This window comes from Bradyrhizobium sp. 142, from assembly GCF_023074015.1.
Lineage (GTDB): Bacteria > Pseudomonadota > Alphaproteobacteria > Rhizobiales > Xanthobacteraceae > Bradyrhizobium.
The window spans coordinates 38,333-53,951 of record NZ_JADPKQ010000222.1; the positions used below are offsets into that span (position 1 = coordinate 38,333).

A 15,619-nucleotide genomic window follows, 5' to 3' on the forward strand; every position below is an offset into this window, starting at 1 on the left:
TCGATGAATCTTCCCAAAAACGACGCCGCGCTGCTCTCGGCGCGCTGGACCGAGGGCGTGCTGCTCAAGCGCGACGTGTTTTCAACCGTCGAGCGCGGCCGCTTCCGTGGTGACAACGTCGAGGTCGACGCGGTCCTGCGCCGGCTCGACGAGGTGCCGTGGTGGTCGTTCCTGCTGGCAAGCCACCTGTTCGCGCGCGAAAAGCGTGCGCTGGCCTGGACCAAAGGCCTCGATGTTGGTCCCGAACTGCTCTGGTCCGGTCGCCGGGCGTTGGTCCGCGGCTTCGTCGACGGCGTCACGCTGCATCTGGCGAAGCCGCATGGCGACCTCGCCTATTTCCGCTCGGCCAAGGCCGCGCTGCGCCGGCTGCGCCGCGCCGGCATCTGCCACAACGATCTCGCCAAGGAGCAGAACTGGCTTGTCGGCCGCAACGGCCGCGCCTATGTGACCGACTTCCAACTCGCCGCCTGCTTCGAGCGCCGCGGCTGGCTCTATCGCATCCTGGCCTACGAAGACCTCCGGCATCTGCTCAAGCACAAGCGTTCCTATGCTCCGGAGGCGTTGACGCCGCGGGAACGAAAAATCCTCGCCAAAAAATCCTTCGCCGCAAGCCTGTGGCTCGCCACCGGCAAGAAGGTTTATCGCGCCATCACCCGCGGCCTGTTCAATTTCACCGACCGCGAAGGCGGCGGCCGCAGGCTCGTCAACGACGCGCCGATGCTCGCCGACCTGATCCGCAAGAACCCGGCGGTGCGCGACACCGCCATCGTCGCGTTTGCCGACCGTCGCTCGGGCGTCGGGCTCTATGCGTTCGTTGAAGGCGATCAGGCTACGCTCGAAGGCCAGCTTCGCAACGAACTGACTGCAGCCAAGGGACCAAAGCCACCGGAGCACATCCAGGTCGTGCATGCGCTGCCGCGCGATCCCAGCGGCAAGCCCCGCACCGAGATCCTGCAACTGGTCGCCATGAACCAGCTCGACCTGATTGAGCCGATGATGAAGAACGACCAGGACCGCGCCTTCCTCAAGGACATCCTGGAGCAACGCAAGAACCTGCGCGACCGCTTCAATTTCGAGGCGGACCTGCCGGCGAGCTAACCATGGACCCGCGCCTTGAAGCATCCACATTGCCGGTGGAGAAGCGGCCCGATATTCGATGGCGTCGTGGCGATGAATAGCTGGGGGACGATGACAAATCGTGTGGCTGGCGGACTGATGGTCGGCCTGCTGCTAGCCGCCACGCCGGCGCTAGCCGAATCCCCGGCCGAGCTGATCTCCAGCTTCCGTCTCAAGCACGGTGAGGTCCGCGTCGTGCGCGATGCCACTCTCGACCGCATCGCCATGGACCAGGCGCGCGCAATGGCGGCCAAGGATGATCTCAGTCACGACGCCCTCGGCCCGTTCAACCGCCGCGTCGGACCGGCTGGCGCGGGCCGCGCCGCCGAGAACATCGCCTATGGCTACGACAATTTCGAGAAGACCCTCGGCCAGTGGATCGACTCCTCCGGGCATCGCAAGAACCTGCTGCTGCACAACGCCTCCCGCGTCGGCATCGCGAACGCCAAAAATGCCAGCGGCAAGCGTACTTATTGGGCGATGGTGATCGCAGGCGACTACGAGCCCAAGCCGGGCAAGGGCAAGAAGGGCAAGGAGCCGCTGGTGGCCGTGAAACGCGAGGCCACTCCTGCAAGCAAGCCCAAATCCGGCAACTGCCACATCAAGCTGCTTGGCCTCTGTATCTGAGGCGAAGCCAGGCATTGCTGCCGGCCGTCTTGCCCGCATCCATGGACGCGTCTAATTCATGCCGGAGATCGCGAGGGCGGAGGTGCTGTTGATCGACATCGACCGAATACGTGCCGACACACCTTCCGCCTCGCGGCTTGCTTATCTCCACAATGCGGGAGCAGGTCTCATGCCGACACCGGTTGCGGAGACCATGAAACGGCATATCGATCTGGAGAGTGAGATCGGAGGCTATGCCGCTGCCGACCGGGAATCCGATCGCCTGGAGGCGGTCTATGGCTCGGTGGCCCGGTTGCTGAATGCCGCACCCGATGAAATAGCCCTCACGGAGAACGCAACTGTTGCCTGGCAAATGGCGTTCTACGCGCTCCGGTTTTGCGGGGGCGACCGCATTCTGACCGCCGAGGCGGAATATGCCGCAAACTATGTCGCGTTTCTCCAGGTCGCCAAGAGAACAGGCGCGATCATCGATGTCGTGCCAAGTGATGCCAGGGGCGAGCTCGATACTGAGGCGCTCGAGCGCATGGTCGATGAGCGCGTGAAGCTCATCGCGATCACCTGGGTTCCGACCAATGGCGGGCTGGTCAATCCAGCAGCGGCCGTCGGCAAGATCGCGCGAGCGCGAGGCATTCCCTATCTGCTCGACGCTTGCCAGGCGGTCGGCCAGATGGCGGTCGACGTCGAAGCTATCGGCTGTGATATGCTGTCAGCCACCGGCCGCAAATTCCTCCGCGGCCCGCGCGGCGCCGGATTTCTCTACGTGCGACGAGCGATGCTGCAACAGCTCGAACCGCCGATGATCGACCACTTCGCAGCGCCCTGGGTCTCGCGACACGAATATCGGCTTCGCGACGATGCGCGCCGTTTCGAGACCTGGGAGAACAATTACGCAGCCCGGCTTGGGCTGGGCGCTGCCGTCAATTACGCCATCGATATCGGAATAGGCCCCATCGAACAGCGCTGCCGCATGCTGGCAGACCGCCTCCGGGGCGGCCTCACGTCCATTCGGGGCATCAGAATTCGCGACCTTGGACGCGCTCCGGGCGCCATTATCAGCTTCACGATGGAGGGGTATGAGGCGGAAGCCATTGTCCGCAGCGCATCCGCGGCCGGCATCACGATCGGCGCCTCAGATCCGTCGAGTACCCGCATCGATGCCGAGATTCGCTCGCTGCCGCCGGTGGTGCGCACCTCCCCACATTACTACAATACGGAAGCCGAGATCGATCGGTTGATCGGCCATCTCGCGGGTTTGGCACCGCGATAACGACCAGCGCGCAAGCGTCATGTGCAGCGCGCGCTCAACCCGGATGCGCTGAGCCTGGCCATGACCTCGTCGAGATGCGCGCTATCGCGGGTCTCGATGACCAGTTGCAGCAGCGTCGCCTTGGCCGGAAGCTCGGAGAACGTCCGCTGATGCGAGACCTCGATGATGTTGGCACCGGCCTCGGCCAGCAGCGCCGCAACCGCAGCCAACTGGCCCGGCCGGTCGGGAATGTCGAGCGACAACTGCGTCAGTCGCCCCTCGCGCGCGAGCTCTCGCGTGAGGACAGACGCGATCAGCCTGGTGTCGATGTTGCCGCCGCTCAGGATCAGGCCAACCTTCTGGCCGGCAAAGCGGGTGGGATCGGACATCAGCGCGGCGAGGCCGGCGGCGCCGGCGCCCTCGACGACAGTCTTCTCGATCGAGATCAGGGACGCAACCGCACGCTCGAGTTCGGCTTCGTTGACGAGCGCGATGTCGTCGACGAGGCGGCGGACGATCTCGGTCGTGATCTTGCCCGGAGATTTGACCGCGATGCCTTCGGCCAGCGTATCGCCGCGCGCCGGCAGGTTGCTGCCGTGGATGGCATTGTACATAGAAGGATAGAGCCAGGCTTCGACACCCACTATCCGCAACGACGGCTTCAGCGATTTCGCCGCAATGGCGATGCCGCTGATCAGGCCGCCGCCGCCGATCGGAACGACCAGCGTATCCAGCTCCGGCACCGCCTTCAGCATCTCCAGTCCAACCGTGCCCTGCCCGGCGATGACGAGCGGATCGTCGTAGGGATGGACAAAGATCATGCCGCGGTCTTTGCCGTGGCTTCGTGCGAACGCGGCCGCCTCTTCCAGAGTCGCGCCTGTGACAACCACCTCGGCACCGTGGTGCCTGGTGTTTTCGACCTTCACCATCGGCGTGCCGACCGGCATGACGATGGTGGCGGGAATGCCAAGCCGCTTGGCGTGATAGGCGACGCCCTGCGCGTGGTTTCCCGCCGACATGGCGATCACGCCGCGCGCACGCTCCTCGGCCGACAGCGCGGTAAGCCGGTTGAGAGCGCCCCGCTCCTTGAACGAGGACGTGAACTGGAGGTTCTCGAATTTGAGCCAGATGTCGCAGCCACAGATACTGCTCAGCGTGCGACTGTAGCCACAGGGGGTCTCGACAACCGCGCCCCGGATCGTATCGGCGGCTGCGTGAATATCGGCCGGCACGACCGGAAAGCCGGCCAGATCGGTGGACGCAGTTTGGGACAAGTCAGCCATAGGACAACATAGAGCATTTGACCGGCACAGGCGATAAGCCAGCCGCTATTTGGTAAATTCCCGCGACCGCGAGGCCCGCCACAGCGTCCACAGAGTGCGTAAGCGCGACGCCGGCTGCGGCGCGAAGGGATTGCGCCCCGGTCGCGACAACCGCTTGAGGTCGGCCCGCGTCTGGCCCATCGGCAGAAACGCGGATCGCGCCGGTGCCGGCACATCCGCGAGCAACGATGAGGCCGTAGCCAGATGTTGCCGGGCTTCGCCCGAGAGCTGATCCAGCACGGCTCGCAGGCTGGGCGTCTCCTTGCCGGCAAAGACATCCTCCATGCCGCAGCCATGGCTGGTCAGAAGCTGTTGCGGCAGGAACAATTGCCGATGGGCGGCATCGCGCGGCAGATACGTGATGACCTGCACGATCCCTTGAGCCAGCCCGGCATGCCTTGCCAAATGCTCGATTGCAGGCGAAGGCGGCGCCATGATCCGGGCCGCAAGCGCAAACAACGCCGAACAGGTCGCGTCCAGATAGCCTTCCAGCGCCGCCATTGTCGGCATCGGATCATTGTAGAGATCGAACTGGTGCTCGTCGGCGAGCACCGACAAGGGCTCGGTCGGCAGGTCGAAATCGCGGATCGCGCGCAGCAGCTCGGCCGCGACCGGATTGCCCTCGGCGCTGCCATGGACATGGCCCGAGAGCATGTCGGTCCACCATTGCAGGCGGATTTCGCCGGGCAAGGGCTGGCTCACCTGATCGCGGACGCGGACGATCTCGACGTTGAAGGCATAGAGCGCCAGCAGCGCGCGGCGCTCGGTGGCGGGCGCGAACAGCGTCGCCGCATAGCGCGGAAAATCATGGCTGCGCACGAGATCAGCGCAGAAGGCAACGGCATCGGACGGCGGTGCAGCGTCACTCATGGCACGGCGATCAGCGCCGCCGCGACGCGACGCCGCTCGCCGATCATGATGTTGTAGGTGCGCACGGCGGGACCGGTCTGCATCGTGTCCAGCACCACCCTCACGGCCTTCAGCGCCTGGCGCAGTTCCGGCGGCGGCAGCCAGACCCCGGTTCCGGTGCCGATCAGGAGCGTGTCGATGCTATTGGCAGAAGTGAAGACCCGCTCCAGCGAATAGCGGTCGATCCTGGTGGGATCCGTCACGTCCCAGGCCCAGATCGCGTCCGGCAGGCAGAGCAGCGAGCCCCGGTGCGACATGCCGGCAAAGGCAAAGCCGCCCTTGCCGTAGGCTTCAATCGGCGCCGAGCGTGGGAAATGCGGTGCGTTGGGATCGCCGGCCATGAGCTTCATCCGAATGGGCTTCTTGCCCTCGCAAACGCCTGCGAGGGCACGCGGTTCGGATCATGCCTTGCTTTTCTTCGCCGGCGTAGCGGCTTCCGCCGCATCTTCGCGATGCTCGCCGACGCCGAGATAGATCAGGACCGGCGCCGCGATGAAGATCGAGGTATAGGTGCCGACCAGCACCACGCCGAACATCATCACCGCGGTGAAGCTATGGATGGCATGACCGCCGAACAGCAGCAGAGCCAGCAGCGCCAGCGTCACCGTGAAGTGGGTGATGATCGAGCGTGACAGCGTCGAGTTGATGGACTCGTTGAGGAGCTGCGGCATCGGCATCTTCTTGTAGCGCCGCAGCATTTCACGGATGCGGTCGTAGATGACAACGGTGTCGTTGAGCGAATAGCCGAGGATGGTCAGAAGTGCGGCGATGCTGGTCAGGTCGAAATCAACCTGGCTGATCGACATGAATCCGATCGTCAGCACGATGTCGTGCACGTTGGCGATCATGGCGCCAAGCGCGAACTGCCACTCGAAGCGGAACCAGAGATAGATCAGGATCGAGACGATCGCCAGCATCAGGCCGAGCATGCCGTAGGCCAGCAACTCGCCGGAGACACGGGGGCCCACCACCTCGACGCGGCGATACTCGACCGAATCGCCGAGCGCGCCGCGGACCTTCTGCACGGCCTCCTGCTGGGCGGCGTCGCCGCCGGGCTGCTCCGCCACCCGAATCAAGACGTCGGCCGGCCCGCCGAACTGCTGCAACTGGACTTCGCCGAGACGCAGCGCATCGAGCGCGGTGCGCATTGCCGCAATATCGGCTGAGCCGGATTTGGCCTGCACCTCGAGCAGCGTGCCGCCGCGGAAGTCGATGCCGAAATTCAGGCCATGGGTGAAGAACAGCGTGATCGCGACGATCGACAGCGCCGCCGATATCGGAAAGCTGATGCGGCGGAAGCGCGTGAAGTCGAAATGCGTATCGTCCGGGACGATGCGCAGCGACGGCAGCAGGCCAAGCGCGGCCACCACGGTGAGGACGGCAATGAGAATGCCAAGCCCGATGAGAACATAGTGCGTCACGGTCTTAGCTCCTAGATCGGCACGCTCTGCGGCCGCTTCCACCGCACCCACCCGGCCACGATCAGCCGGGTCAGCGTGAAGGCGGTGAACACCGTGGTGATGATGCCGATGCCGAGCGTCACGGCGAAGCCGCGCACCGGACCAGTGCCGATGTAGAACAGCACTGCAGCGGCAATGAACGTCGTGATGTTGGAATCGAGGATGGTCGCCAGCGCCCGCTTGAAGCCGGCATCGATTGCCGAGATCGCATTGCGGCCGCCGCGCAGCTCCTCGCGGATGCGCTCGTAGATCAGCACGTTGGAATCGACCGCGATGCCGACGGTCAGCACGATACCGGCGATGCCGGGCAGCGTCAGCGTGGCATTAAGCAGCGACAACAGGCCAAAGATCATGGCCACGTTGATCGCCACCGCGATGTTGGCGAACACGCCGAACAGCCGATAGGTCAGCAGCATGAAGATGATGACGAGGATCGAGCCGACATAGGCGGCAAGCTCGCCCTTCTCGATCGAGTCCTGGCCGAGCCCCGGCCCGACCGTGCGCTCTTCGACCACAGTGAGTGGTGCCGGCAACGCACCGGCGCGCAGCAGGATCGCGAGATCGTTGGCCGATTGCACGGTGAAGCTGCCGGAGATTTGGCCCTGACCGCCGGTGATCGGCTCGCGAATGACGGGCGCCGAGATCACCTTGTTGTCGAGGACGATCGCAAAGGGCAGCCCGACGTTTTCCTGCGTGGCCTGCGAGAACTTGCGCGCACCCGACGTATTGAACTTGAAGCTGACGACCGGCTCGTTCGTGCGCTGGTCGAAGCTGGCCTGGGCGTCGGTCAGATCGCCGCCCGCGACCAGCACCTGCTTCTTGACCACATAGGGTGTCGGCGGCGGCGACGCGCTCATCAGCAGTTCGGATTCCGGCGGCAGCCTGCCCTGCTGCGCCTGATCGGGCGGTACGGACGTGTCGACCATCCGAAATTCCATCTTCGCCGTCTTGCCCAGCAATTCCTTCAGACGGGTCGGATCCTGAAGCCCGGGGACCTGCACCAGGATGCGGTCGTTGCCCTGGCGCTGGATCACAGGCTCGACGGTGCCGAGTTCGTTGACGCGGCGTTCGACGATCTGGATCGACTGCTCGATGGTCTTGCGCATGCGCTCGATCATCGCGGCCTGCGGTGGGCTCAGACGGATCAGGCCGCCGCCGGCATCGGTTACGTCGAGGTCGCGCTGGCCACTGGACCCTATGAGGCCGCCGAGCGGCTGGGCCAACTCCCGCAGCTTGGACAGCGCAGTCGGCACGTCGGATTCCTTGGAAATGCGAACCTCGACCGCGTCATTGCGCACAGTGAGGCCACCGGTAAAGCCGATCTTGTTATCGCGCAGCACCCGACGACCCTCGTCGCGGATCTGGTCGAGCCTCTCCTTCTTCACGTAATTGCCGTCGACTTCGAGTAGCAGATAGGAGCCGCCCTGAAGGTCGAGGCCGAGCACGAGACGGCGCTGCGCCCAGGCGGGCCAGGTCTTCACCTGAGCCTCGGGAAAGAAGTTCGGGACCGCGCAGAGGCACACGATCAGCGCCGTCAGGACAATCCCGAGCGCCCTCCACCGCGTGAAATACAACATCGACTGGACCTGTCAGATCAGGAGACTTGATATCCTCGCGCGAGCGATCAGCTCGCCGAGGTGTCGTCCTTGGCGCTCTCCTTGGAGCTTTCTTTTTCTTTGGCCGGCTCGCCTTTGGCGCGGACGCCGGAGATCATCTGGCGCATCTGCCGCACGCGGACACCGTCGGAAATCTCGAACTCGATCTGGTCGTCGTCGACGACCTTGGTGACCTTGCCGACGAGGCCGCCAGAGGTCACCACGGTGTCGCCGCGGCGGATGTTCTTCACGAGTTCGGCGTGATCCTTCACCTTCTTCTGCTGCGGGCGCAGAATCAGGAAGTACATGATCACGAAGATCAGGGCGAACGGCAGCAGCGACATCAACATGCTGTTGGTGTCGCCGGCGCCCGCAGCCTGGGCATACGCAGGGGTAATCAGCATTCGGACAATCCTCGTGAGAACGGGGGAAAGCCGGTCAGGCCCTCAGGGCGACCGGTTCGGTCAAATTCGCGCGGACTATAGCGGCCACCGCCCCAATTGCAACGCTGCCAGACCGCCCTTTTGGCCACCTTGCGGCGAGCCTTCCGGCCCGATAAGGCTGCATTCTCAGGAACTTCGGACATGCCCAGAAAATCAAGCAAAAGCCCGGCCGGCAAAGGCCCCCGTACACCTGCCAGAGAGCCAGCCCGCGTCGCGGCAAAACGCCCCACGGGAGCGCCCGGCGACCTCTCCCAAGAGCGCATCGTGCGCGCGCTGGAGACCATTGCGGCGCACCTGTCCGCCCAGGGAAAGCCGGCCGCAGCGTCCGAATCGTTCGAGCGCGCGGATGCCTTTGTCTGGCACCCGGACGGCCGCCTGTCGGCGGTGCCGCGGGTCAGCCGCGTCGAGCTGTTCCTGTTGAAGGGCGTCGACCGGGTGCGCGACATCCTGATCGAGAACACCGAGCGCTTCGCGGGCGGCCTGCCCGCCAACAACGCACTGCTCTGGGGCGCGCGCGGCATGGGCAAGTCGTCGCTGGTGAAGGCAGCCCATGCCAGCATCAATGTGGAGCGCAAGCCTGCGGACAAGCTCAAGCTGATCGAGATCCACCGCGAGGACATCGAGACCCTGCCGGCGCTGATGGAGCAGTTGCGGGCGTCCTCCTTCCGCTTCATCGTGTTCTGCGACGACCTCTCCTTCGACGGCAATGATGCCTCGTACAAATCGCTCAAGGCGGTGCTCGAAGGCGGCATCGAGGGCCGGCCCGAGAACGTCATCCTGTATGCCACCTCCAACCGCCGCCACCTGCTCGCACGCGAGATGATCGAGAACGAGCGCTCTACCGCGATCAATCCCGGCGAAGCGGTCGAGGAGAAAGTCTCGCTGTCGGACCGCTTCGGCCTCTGGCTCGGCTTCCATCGTTGCAGCCAGGACGAATATCTCGCCATGGTGCGCGGCTATTGCAGCCATTTCGGCGTCAAGCTCGACGACGCCGCGCTGGAACGCGAGGCGCTGGAATGGTCGACGACGCGAGGCTCGCGCTCGGGCCGCGTCGCCTGGCAATTCGTGCAGGAGCTTGCAGGACGGCTTGGCGTCAAGTTGACGGCGATGTGAGGCGTCGCACGTCGCCACGTTCTCAAGTGTCATCGCCCGCGAAAGCGGGCGATCAAGTATTCCAGAGACGATTGTGATCCATCGAGAGGCCGCGGCGTACTGGATCGCACGGTCGAGCCGGGCGATGACAGCGCGTTGAGCGCCTCACGCCCCGTTCAGGAATTGAAGCGGATCAACCGGACTGGACCCCTTACGGATCTCGAAATGGAGCTGCGGCGATGCCACCTCCCCGGATTGACCCGACTTGGCAATGACCTGACCGCGCTTGATGGTATCGCCGCGCTTCACCATTAGCTCACTCGCATGGGCATATGCGGTGACGTAGCCATTGGAGTGCCGAACTAGGACCAGATTGCCGTAACCCTTCAGCTCGTTGCCGGAGTAGGCAACGACGCCATCTTCAGCCGCCTTGACCGGCGTACCCTCGGGCACCGCAAGATTGATGCCGTCATTGGACTTGCCGTTGGTCTTGGCGCCGTAGCTCGTGATCACCTTGCCGCGCACCGGCCAGCGGAAGGTCGGCAGCGCGCTTGTGACTTCCGCAGCTTTCGTCGGCGTCTCGGCCGCCTTCTCTTCGACATTGGCGGTGGCCTGGGCCAGACGGGCGCTCTGCACCGGCGCGGCAACGGCGGCCATCTTGGTTGCGGGCGCGGGAGCGGCCGCAACGGGTTGCAGCGTGCCCGCGACAGGAGCGGCCGTGACCGGAGCAACCGGCGCCGCGAGCGCTGCGGTCTTTGCGCCGGGCACGGTCAGCTTGGTGCCGAGCTTGAGTTTTGCCGACGGCTCAAGGCCATTGGCGCGGGCGAGCTCAGCCGGCGAGATATGGTTCTTGCGCGCGATGCTGGCGAGCGTGTCGCCGCGATTGACGAAGTGCATGCTCGGCGGCGCGGCGACGGCCGCAAGCGGCTTGGCGGCGGGCGCCGTCGCCGGAGCAGCGGCGACCGGAGCCATCGCTGGCGCGGGTGCAGCGGCGGTCACGCCGGAATGCGGGATGATCAGTTGCTGGCCGGGCGAGAGCGTGCGTGGCCCCTTGTAACCGTTAGCGGCCATGATCGCCTGCGGCGTGACACGATAGCGCTTGGCGAGCACGTCGAGCGTGTCGCTTGTGCCGACGATGATCTTGGTCCCGCCAGCGGGCTGGGTGGCTGCGACCGACCGCGGCGGCACGGTGGCCGTGGTCTCAAGATGCGGCTGCGCCGGGGGCGCATAGGACCCCATGCCGCGACCGCCTCCAGACACTCCACCTCCCGCCGCAACGGGATAGGATTGCGGTGCGGAAACTGCCGGCGGCGGAAGCGGCTGAGACTGATAGTAGCCAGGCTGCGTCTGCGGCCGCGAATATTGCGGCAGCTCACGCTGCGGCGGCGGCGCCGGCTGCACCGAGCCGGTCGATTCCGACGCGAAGGGATTGGAAAAATTCGACTGGGACAGCCGCGACGACATGTCGGCGCTGCACCCTGCGAAGCTGAAGGAGATCAGCGCCAGCACCGCGACCTGCGGTACGCGGCGCGAGTAAAGCAACTCGGCGACAGCGGACATGGTTACTCACTCGTACGCAACAGAACTGGTGTTTTAAGTAAACACGCGCCGAGTAAATAACGGCTTAACCCTCCCAATAAGATGTTGGCAGCACAGCCGATCCGGAATTTTACAGCTCCCGCGCCACGCCGGGCAGCGCTGGCACGAAGCGAACGTCGACGAGTTCCTTGCGCTCGATCCCGGCTTCGCTGCGGCTGAGGCGGACCAGCGTCTGCACGCCCTGATGGGGGCCGACCGGTGCGATCAGGATGCCGCCGACCTCGAGCCGCTCGACCAGGTTGTCCGGAATCTGCTCCACCGCGGCCGTGACGATGATGCGGTCAAACGGCCCGATATTGGCGGGCAGGTTGAGCCCGTCGCCGAGCATCACCTCGACATTGTGATAGTCGAGCTTCTCGAGCCTGGCGCGTGCGGCGTCCGCGAGCTTGCGGTAGCGCTCGACCGTCAACACCTGGCCTGCGAGCCGTGACAGCACGGCGGCCTGATAGCCGGAGCCGGCGCCGATCTCGAGCACGCGATGCCGTTTCTGGAGTTGGAGCTGCTCGGTCATGTAGGCGACGACGAAGGGCTGGCTGATGGTCTGCCCGCAGGCGATCGGCAGCGCGCTGTCGCGGTAGGCGCCGTCGCGATCGGCTTGGTCGACGAACAGCTCGCGCGGCACCGCCTCCATGGCGCGCAGCACCGCTTGATCGCTAATGCCTCGACGCCTCAGCGTAAGCTGAAACATCATCTTTTCCTGCGAGTGCTGATCGGAGGTCATAGCTGTCGGTATTCGTCTGGTCAGAGATCCGGATCGAAGTTCTACGGCGCAAATATCTGCGCCGGAATATTGTTCCGGCTCAGGAACCCATGATAGCCTTTCGGCGCAGCATTTGACCACAAAATGGCTTGCGACGGAGCAGCCGCGATCATCATTCGCAGTTTCCGTTTGCCGAAACGCACATTGCGTCCTCTGGCGTTATCTGCGAACGTTTAACGGCACGGGCAAGGACTCAATTATGACTGCGACAGGGCTTTCGGGCCGTTCTGTATTCCTCGTCGAGGACGAGGTCATGATCAGGATGATGGTCGCGGACATGCTCGAAGAGCTCGGCTACAAGGTCGCAGCTGAAGCCGGCGATATCACCGAAGCGATCCGGCTTGCCCAGGCGACCGAATTCGACATCGCCATCCTCGACGTCAACGTCAACGGCAAGGTCATCTCCCCCGTTGCCGACCTGATCAAGGCAAAGGGCTGCCCCTTCATCTTCGCGACCGGTTACGGCTCCTCGGGCCTGCCCGAGCAATATCGCGACCGTCCGGCGCTCCAGAAGCCGTTCCAGCTCGACGCGCTCGGCAGGACCATTGAAGCCGCGCTTCGCGGCGACTAGCCGCTACTTCCAAACGGTCCCTACTTCCAAGCAGTCCCTACTTCAACGTCTCGCCCAGCGCTTCGGAAAACGCAACATCGGTGCGATCGAGCCTGAGCGGCGTGACCGAGACGTAGCGGTCGCGGAGCGCAGCGAGATCGGTGCCGTCGGCGGGCGTGTCCATCATCGCCGCGCGCTCGAAGCCGATCCAGAAATAGGGATTGCCGCGGCCGTCCCTGCGCTCGTCGATCCTGAGGAAGCCGAGATTGCGCTTGCCCTGCCGCGTCACGCGGATGCCCAGGACATCCTCCGGCGCGCACGACGGGAAGTTGACGTTGATGACGGTATCCTTCGGGATGCCTGCGGCGATCACCTTGCGCAAGATGTCAGGCCCGAACTTGCGCGCGGTATCCCACGGCGGCCGCTCGCGCGTCTCGACGCTGAACTCCTGCGACAGCGCGAACGAGGGCAGACCCAGGATGGTACCCTCCAGCGCGCCGGCGATGGTGCCGGAATAGACAACGTCCTCGGCGACGTTACGGCCCTTGTTGACGCCGGACAGCACGACATCGGGCAGCTTGGCGCCGAGGATATGACGCGCCCCCATGATCACGCAGTCGGTCGGCGTGCCGCGAACGGCGAAGTGCCGCGGGCCGACTTCGCGCAGGCGCAGGGGATCGTTCAGCGACAGCGAATGCGACACACCAGACTGGTCGAGCTCCGGCGCGACCACCCAGACGTCGTCGGACAGCGCCCGTGCGATCTCCTCGACGACCTTGAGGCCGGGGGCGTGGATGCCGTCGTCATTGGTGCAGAGAATACGCATATCCCAGCTCGATTCCGTGGATCGTCTTCAAGCTGGTCTTATCCGGGTATGACCGATCAGGCAAACTGGCGCGGCCCTGATCAATCGGGCCTCTCAGCGGCGAATCCGCCACTGTGGCAAGAATCGCGCAAGCCTGCCCTCCGCGCGCAGCGCGAAGGCCGGCGGAACCGGCTGCCGGGCCGGGAGCGGCTCCATCGCAGCGGGCGGCGCCGGCAGCGGTTCGGCCACCACGGGAGCCGGCTCACGTGGAAATCGCGTGCGGGCCGTCGTCAATGCCCGGTCAAAATCCTCGGTGTTGACCCCTGGCTTGGCCCGCCGGCTCTGCACCAGGTCATCATCCCAGAGCCGCGCGATCTCGATATCGAGCACGCCACGCAGGCGCGGGTCGACGGCCTGGATGCCGGCACCTGTCACCGCCCATTGTCTGCCGACCCAGAAGATCTCGTGGTGCAAGGCCATGAATGGTGGTTTCGAGTTGCCGGACGGCCGACAAGATAACCGGCCGTCCGATCTTCGCAACCAACCGTTCTGCGCTATGGCCGGGCAATTGCGCCCTATTCGCGCGCGACCACCTTCAGCCCGCCCATATAGGACTGGAGCACGTCCGGCACGGCGATCGAGCCGTCCTCCTGCTGATAGGTCTCCATCACCGCGATCAGCGCGCGGCCGACAGCGGTGCCGGAGCCGTTCAGCGTATGCACGAAGCGCGGCTTGCCGTCCGGTCCGCGCGAGCGCGCATCCATGCGCCGCGCCTGGAAATCGCCGCAGACCGAGCAGCTCGAGATCTCGCGGAACGCGCCGCCGTCGCCCTGCCCGGGCATCCAGACCTCGATGTCGTAGGTTTTTTGCGCCGAAAAGCCCATATCTCCTGCGCACAGCGTCATCACTCGGTAGTGCAGGTCGAGCCGACGCAGCACCTCCTCGGCACAAGCCAGCATCCGCTCCAGCTCGTCCATGCTGGCCTCGGGCGTCGTGATCGAGACCAGTTCGACCTTGGTGAACTGGTGCTGGCGGATCATGCCGCGGGTGTCGCGCCCGGCAGCGCCGGCCTCGGCGCGGAAGCACGGCGTCAATGCGGTCAGCCGCATCGGCAATTGTTTCTCGTCGAGAATGGACTCGCGCACGAGGTTGGTGAGCGACACTTCGGCAGTCGGGATGAGGCCAAGGCGCTCGGTGCGCAACCGCATGTGGTCGGGCGCCTCCAGCAGTTCGCCCCTGATCGCCCAGAACTGATCGTCCTCGAATTTCGGCAACTGCCCGGTGCCGAACATCACCTCGTTGCGCACCAGCAGCGGCGGATTAATCTCGGCATAGCCATGCTCGGTGGTGTGAAGGTCGAGCATGAACTGGCCGATCGCGCGCTCGAGCCGTGCGAGCCCCTTCTTCAGCACGACGAAGCGCGCACCGGAGAGCTTTGCCGCCGCCTCGAAATCCATGTAGCCGAGGGCCGTGCCGAGATCGTCGTGCAGCTTCGGCGCGAAACTGTAATTGCGCTTGTTGCCGAACACGTGGTGCTGCACGTTGCCGTGCTCATCGACGCCATCGGGCACTTCGTCGAAGGGCAGGTTCGGGATCGCCGAGAGCTCTTTCGTGAGCTCTTCGTCGGCTGCCTTGGCGGCGGCCTCGAGCTGGGGCATCGTGGTTTTCAGCTCTGCCACCTCGGCCATCAGCTTGGCCGCGCGCGCCTCGTCCTTTGCCTTCTTGGCGTCGCCGATCTCCTTCGAGGCGGCATTACGCCGCGCCTGTGCCTGCTCGAAGGCCAGGATCGCCGCGCGCCGCTTCTCGTCGATCGCGAGCAGGAAGGCCGACAACGGCTTCAGGCCGCGCCGAACAAGCCCGGCGTCGAAAGCTTGCGGATTGTCGCGGATCGATTTGATGTCGTGCATGGCGGTGGTCCTGCGTCGGGGTGCAACGACAAACGTTGTATGTCAACGCTTTGCACCGCCGCGTCTCCTAGCACGGCTGTCATCGCCCGCGAAAGCGGGCGATCCAGTATTCGAGAGACGATGGTGATTCTCCGAGGGACCACGGCGTGCTGGATTCCCCGCCTTCGCGGGGAATGACACCGGGAGTG

Annotated in this window: 16 protein-coding genes; 5 read left to right on the top strand and 11 right to left on the bottom strand. The window is 64.8% G+C overall.

Going from position 1 to position 15,619, the window contains the following annotated elements; all coding sequences use genetic code 11:
• The first annotated feature begins 3 nt into the window (after positions 1 to 3).
• From IVA82_RS20395 to IVA82_RS20405, 3 genes are all read left to right on the top strand, one after another.
• Positions 4 to 1,098 carry a serine/threonine protein kinase gene (locus IVA82_RS20395; protein WP_247388059.1) on the top strand — a complete coding sequence of 365 codons (1,095 nt, stop codon included), beginning with the start codon at positions 4 to 6 and terminating at the stop codon, positions 1,096 to 1,098.
• A gap of 72 nt (positions 1,099 to 1,170) precedes the next feature.
• Complete coding sequence (locus tag IVA82_RS20400; RefSeq protein ID WP_247388087.1) at positions 1,171 to 1,743, top strand: CAP domain-containing protein; 573 nt, start codon at positions 1,171 to 1,173, stop codon at positions 1,741 to 1,743.
• A gap of 88 nt (positions 1,744 to 1,831) precedes the next feature.
• Entirely contained in the window at positions 1,832 to 3,010 is a 1,179-nt protein-coding gene (locus IVA82_RS20405; RefSeq protein ID WP_247388088.1) for an aminotransferase class V-fold PLP-dependent enzyme, read from the top strand.
• A gap of 17 nt (positions 3,011 to 3,027) precedes the next feature.
• Here IVA82_RS20405 and IVA82_RS20410 read toward each other — a convergent pair whose 3' ends face one another.
• From IVA82_RS20410 to yajC, 6 genes are read right to left on the bottom strand one after another with little or no spacing between them, the layout of a single operon-like run.
• The gene (locus IVA82_RS20410) at positions 3,028 to 4,272 is read right to left on the bottom strand and encodes a threonine ammonia-lyase (RefSeq protein WP_247388061.1); all 1,245 of its coding nucleotides are present in this window, start codon (positions 4,270 to 4,272) and stop codon (positions 3,028 to 3,030) included.
• A 45-nt stretch (positions 4,273 to 4,317) separates the two neighbouring features.
• The gene (locus IVA82_RS20415; protein WP_247388063.1) at positions 4,318 to 5,181 is read right to left on the bottom strand and encodes a phytoene/squalene synthase family protein; all 864 of its coding nucleotides are present in this window, start codon (positions 5,179 to 5,181) and stop codon (positions 4,318 to 4,320) included.
• Entirely contained in the window at positions 5,178 to 5,561 is a 384-nt protein-coding gene (locus tag IVA82_RS20420) for an MTH938/NDUFAF3 family protein (protein ID WP_247388089.1), read from the bottom strand. The genes IVA82_RS20415 and IVA82_RS20420 overlap by 4 nt, the downstream gene beginning before the upstream one ends.
• A gap of 60 nt (positions 5,562 to 5,621) precedes the next feature.
• Positions 5,622 to 6,641, bottom strand: coding sequence for a protein translocase subunit SecF (gene secF / locus IVA82_RS20425; protein ID WP_247388065.1), 1,020 nt, complete (start codon positions 6,639 to 6,641; stop codon positions 5,622 to 5,624).
• A gap of 11 nt (positions 6,642 to 6,652) precedes the next feature.
• On the bottom strand, positions 6,653 to 8,257 hold the full coding sequence (gene secD / locus IVA82_RS20430) for a protein translocase subunit SecD (RefSeq protein WP_247388066.1): 1,605 nt from the start codon (positions 8,255 to 8,257) through the stop codon (positions 6,653 to 6,655).
• Positions 8,258 to 8,304: 47 nt separating this feature from the next.
• The gene (yajC, locus tag IVA82_RS20435; RefSeq protein ID WP_148739740.1) at positions 8,305 to 8,679 is read right to left on the bottom strand and encodes a preprotein translocase subunit YajC; all 375 of its coding nucleotides are present in this window, start codon (positions 8,677 to 8,679) and stop codon (positions 8,305 to 8,307) included.
• Positions 8,680 to 8,859: 180 nt separating this feature from the next.
• Between yajC and IVA82_RS20440 the strand changes: the two genes are divergently transcribed.
• Complete coding sequence (locus IVA82_RS20440; RefSeq protein WP_247388067.1) at positions 8,860 to 9,831, top strand: ATP-binding protein; 972 nt, start codon at positions 8,860 to 8,862, stop codon at positions 9,829 to 9,831.
• Positions 9,832 to 9,975: 144 nt separating this feature from the next.
• Here IVA82_RS20440 and IVA82_RS20445 read toward each other — a convergent pair whose 3' ends face one another.
• Entirely contained in the window at positions 9,976 to 11,370 is a 1,395-nt protein-coding gene (locus IVA82_RS20445) for a LysM peptidoglycan-binding domain-containing M23 family metallopeptidase (RefSeq protein WP_247388069.1), read from the bottom strand.
• 109 nt (positions 11,371 to 11,479) lie between these two features.
• Positions 11,480 to 12,130, bottom strand: a complete 651-nt coding sequence (locus IVA82_RS20450) for a protein-L-isoaspartate(D-aspartate) O-methyltransferase (protein ID WP_247388070.1) — start codon at positions 12,128 to 12,130, stop codon at positions 11,480 to 11,482.
• Positions 12,131 to 12,368: 238 nt separating this feature from the next.
• Here IVA82_RS20450 and IVA82_RS20455 point away from each other — a divergent pair, with 238 nt between their 5' ends.
• On the top strand, positions 12,369 to 12,740 hold the full coding sequence (locus IVA82_RS20455) for a response regulator (RefSeq protein WP_247388071.1): 372 nt from the start codon (positions 12,369 to 12,371) through the stop codon (positions 12,738 to 12,740).
• A 37-nt stretch (positions 12,741 to 12,777) separates the two neighbouring features.
• Here the strand turns inward: IVA82_RS20455 and surE are convergent, their stop codons facing one another.
• The 3 genes from surE to serS all read right to left on the bottom strand — a co-directional run bounded on the left by surE (position 12,778) and on the right by serS (position 15,431).
• Positions 12,778 to 13,545, bottom strand: a complete 768-nt coding sequence (gene surE / locus IVA82_RS20460; RefSeq protein ID WP_247388072.1) for a 5'/3'-nucleotidase SurE — start codon at positions 13,543 to 13,545, stop codon at positions 12,778 to 12,780.
• A 93-nt stretch (positions 13,546 to 13,638) separates the two neighbouring features.
• Positions 13,639 to 14,004: a hypothetical protein gene (locus IVA82_RS20465; RefSeq protein WP_247388074.1), complete on the bottom strand. Its 366-nt coding sequence runs from the start codon at positions 14,002 to 14,004 to the stop codon at positions 13,639 to 13,641.
• 95 nt (positions 14,005 to 14,099) lie between these two features.
• Positions 14,100 to 15,431: a serine--tRNA ligase gene (gene serS / locus IVA82_RS20470; protein ID WP_247388075.1), complete on the bottom strand. Its 1,332-nt coding sequence runs from the start codon at positions 15,429 to 15,431 to the stop codon at positions 14,100 to 14,102.
• Between the last annotated feature and the right edge of the window lie 188 nt (positions 15,432 to 15,619).

Coding starts and splice junctions, on each gene's coding strand:
- IVA82_RS20395 (WP_247388059.1), top strand. CDS start 4: ATGAATCTTCCCAAAAACGACGCCGCGCTGCTCTCGGCGCGCTGGACC.
- IVA82_RS20400 (WP_247388087.1), top strand. CDS start 1,171: ATGAATAGCTGGGGGACGATGACAAATCGTGTGGCTGGCGGACTGATG.
- IVA82_RS20410 (WP_247388061.1), bottom strand. CDS start 4,272: ATGGCTGACTTGTCCCAAACTGCGTCCACCGATCTGGCCGGCTTTCCG.
- IVA82_RS20415 (WP_247388063.1), bottom strand. CDS start 5,181: ATGAGTGACGCTGCACCGCCGTCCGATGCCGTTGCCTTCTGCGCTGAT.
- IVA82_RS20420 (WP_247388089.1), bottom strand. CDS start 5,561: ATGGCCGGCGATCCCAACGCACCGCATTTCCCACGCTCGGCGCCGATT.
- secD (WP_247388066.1), bottom strand. CDS start 8,257: ATGTTGTATTTCACGCGGTGGAGGGCGCTCGGGATTGTCCTGACGGCG.
- yajC (WP_148739740.1), bottom strand. CDS start 8,679: ATGCTGATTACCCCTGCGTATGCCCAGGCTGCGGGCGCCGGCGACACC.
- IVA82_RS20440 (WP_247388067.1), top strand. CDS start 8,860: ATGCCCAGAAAATCAAGCAAAAGCCCGGCCGGCAAAGGCCCCCGTACA.
- IVA82_RS20445 (WP_247388069.1), bottom strand. CDS start 11,370: ATGTCCGCTGTCGCCGAGTTGCTTTACTCGCGCCGCGTACCGCAGGTC.
- IVA82_RS20450 (WP_247388070.1), bottom strand. CDS start 12,130: ATGACCTCCGATCAGCACTCGCAGGAAAAGATGATGTTTCAGCTTACG.
- IVA82_RS20455 (WP_247388071.1), top strand. CDS start 12,369: ATGACTGCGACAGGGCTTTCGGGCCGTTCTGTATTCCTCGTCGAGGAC.
- surE (WP_247388072.1), bottom strand. CDS start 13,545: ATGCGTATTCTCTGCACCAATGACGACGGCATCCACGCCCCCGGCCTC.
- IVA82_RS20465 (WP_247388074.1), bottom strand. CDS start 14,004: ATGGCCTTGCACCACGAGATCTTCTGGGTCGGCAGACAATGGGCGGTG.
- serS (WP_247388075.1), bottom strand. CDS start 15,431: ATGCACGACATCAAATCGATCCGCGACAATCCGCAAGCTTTCGACGCC.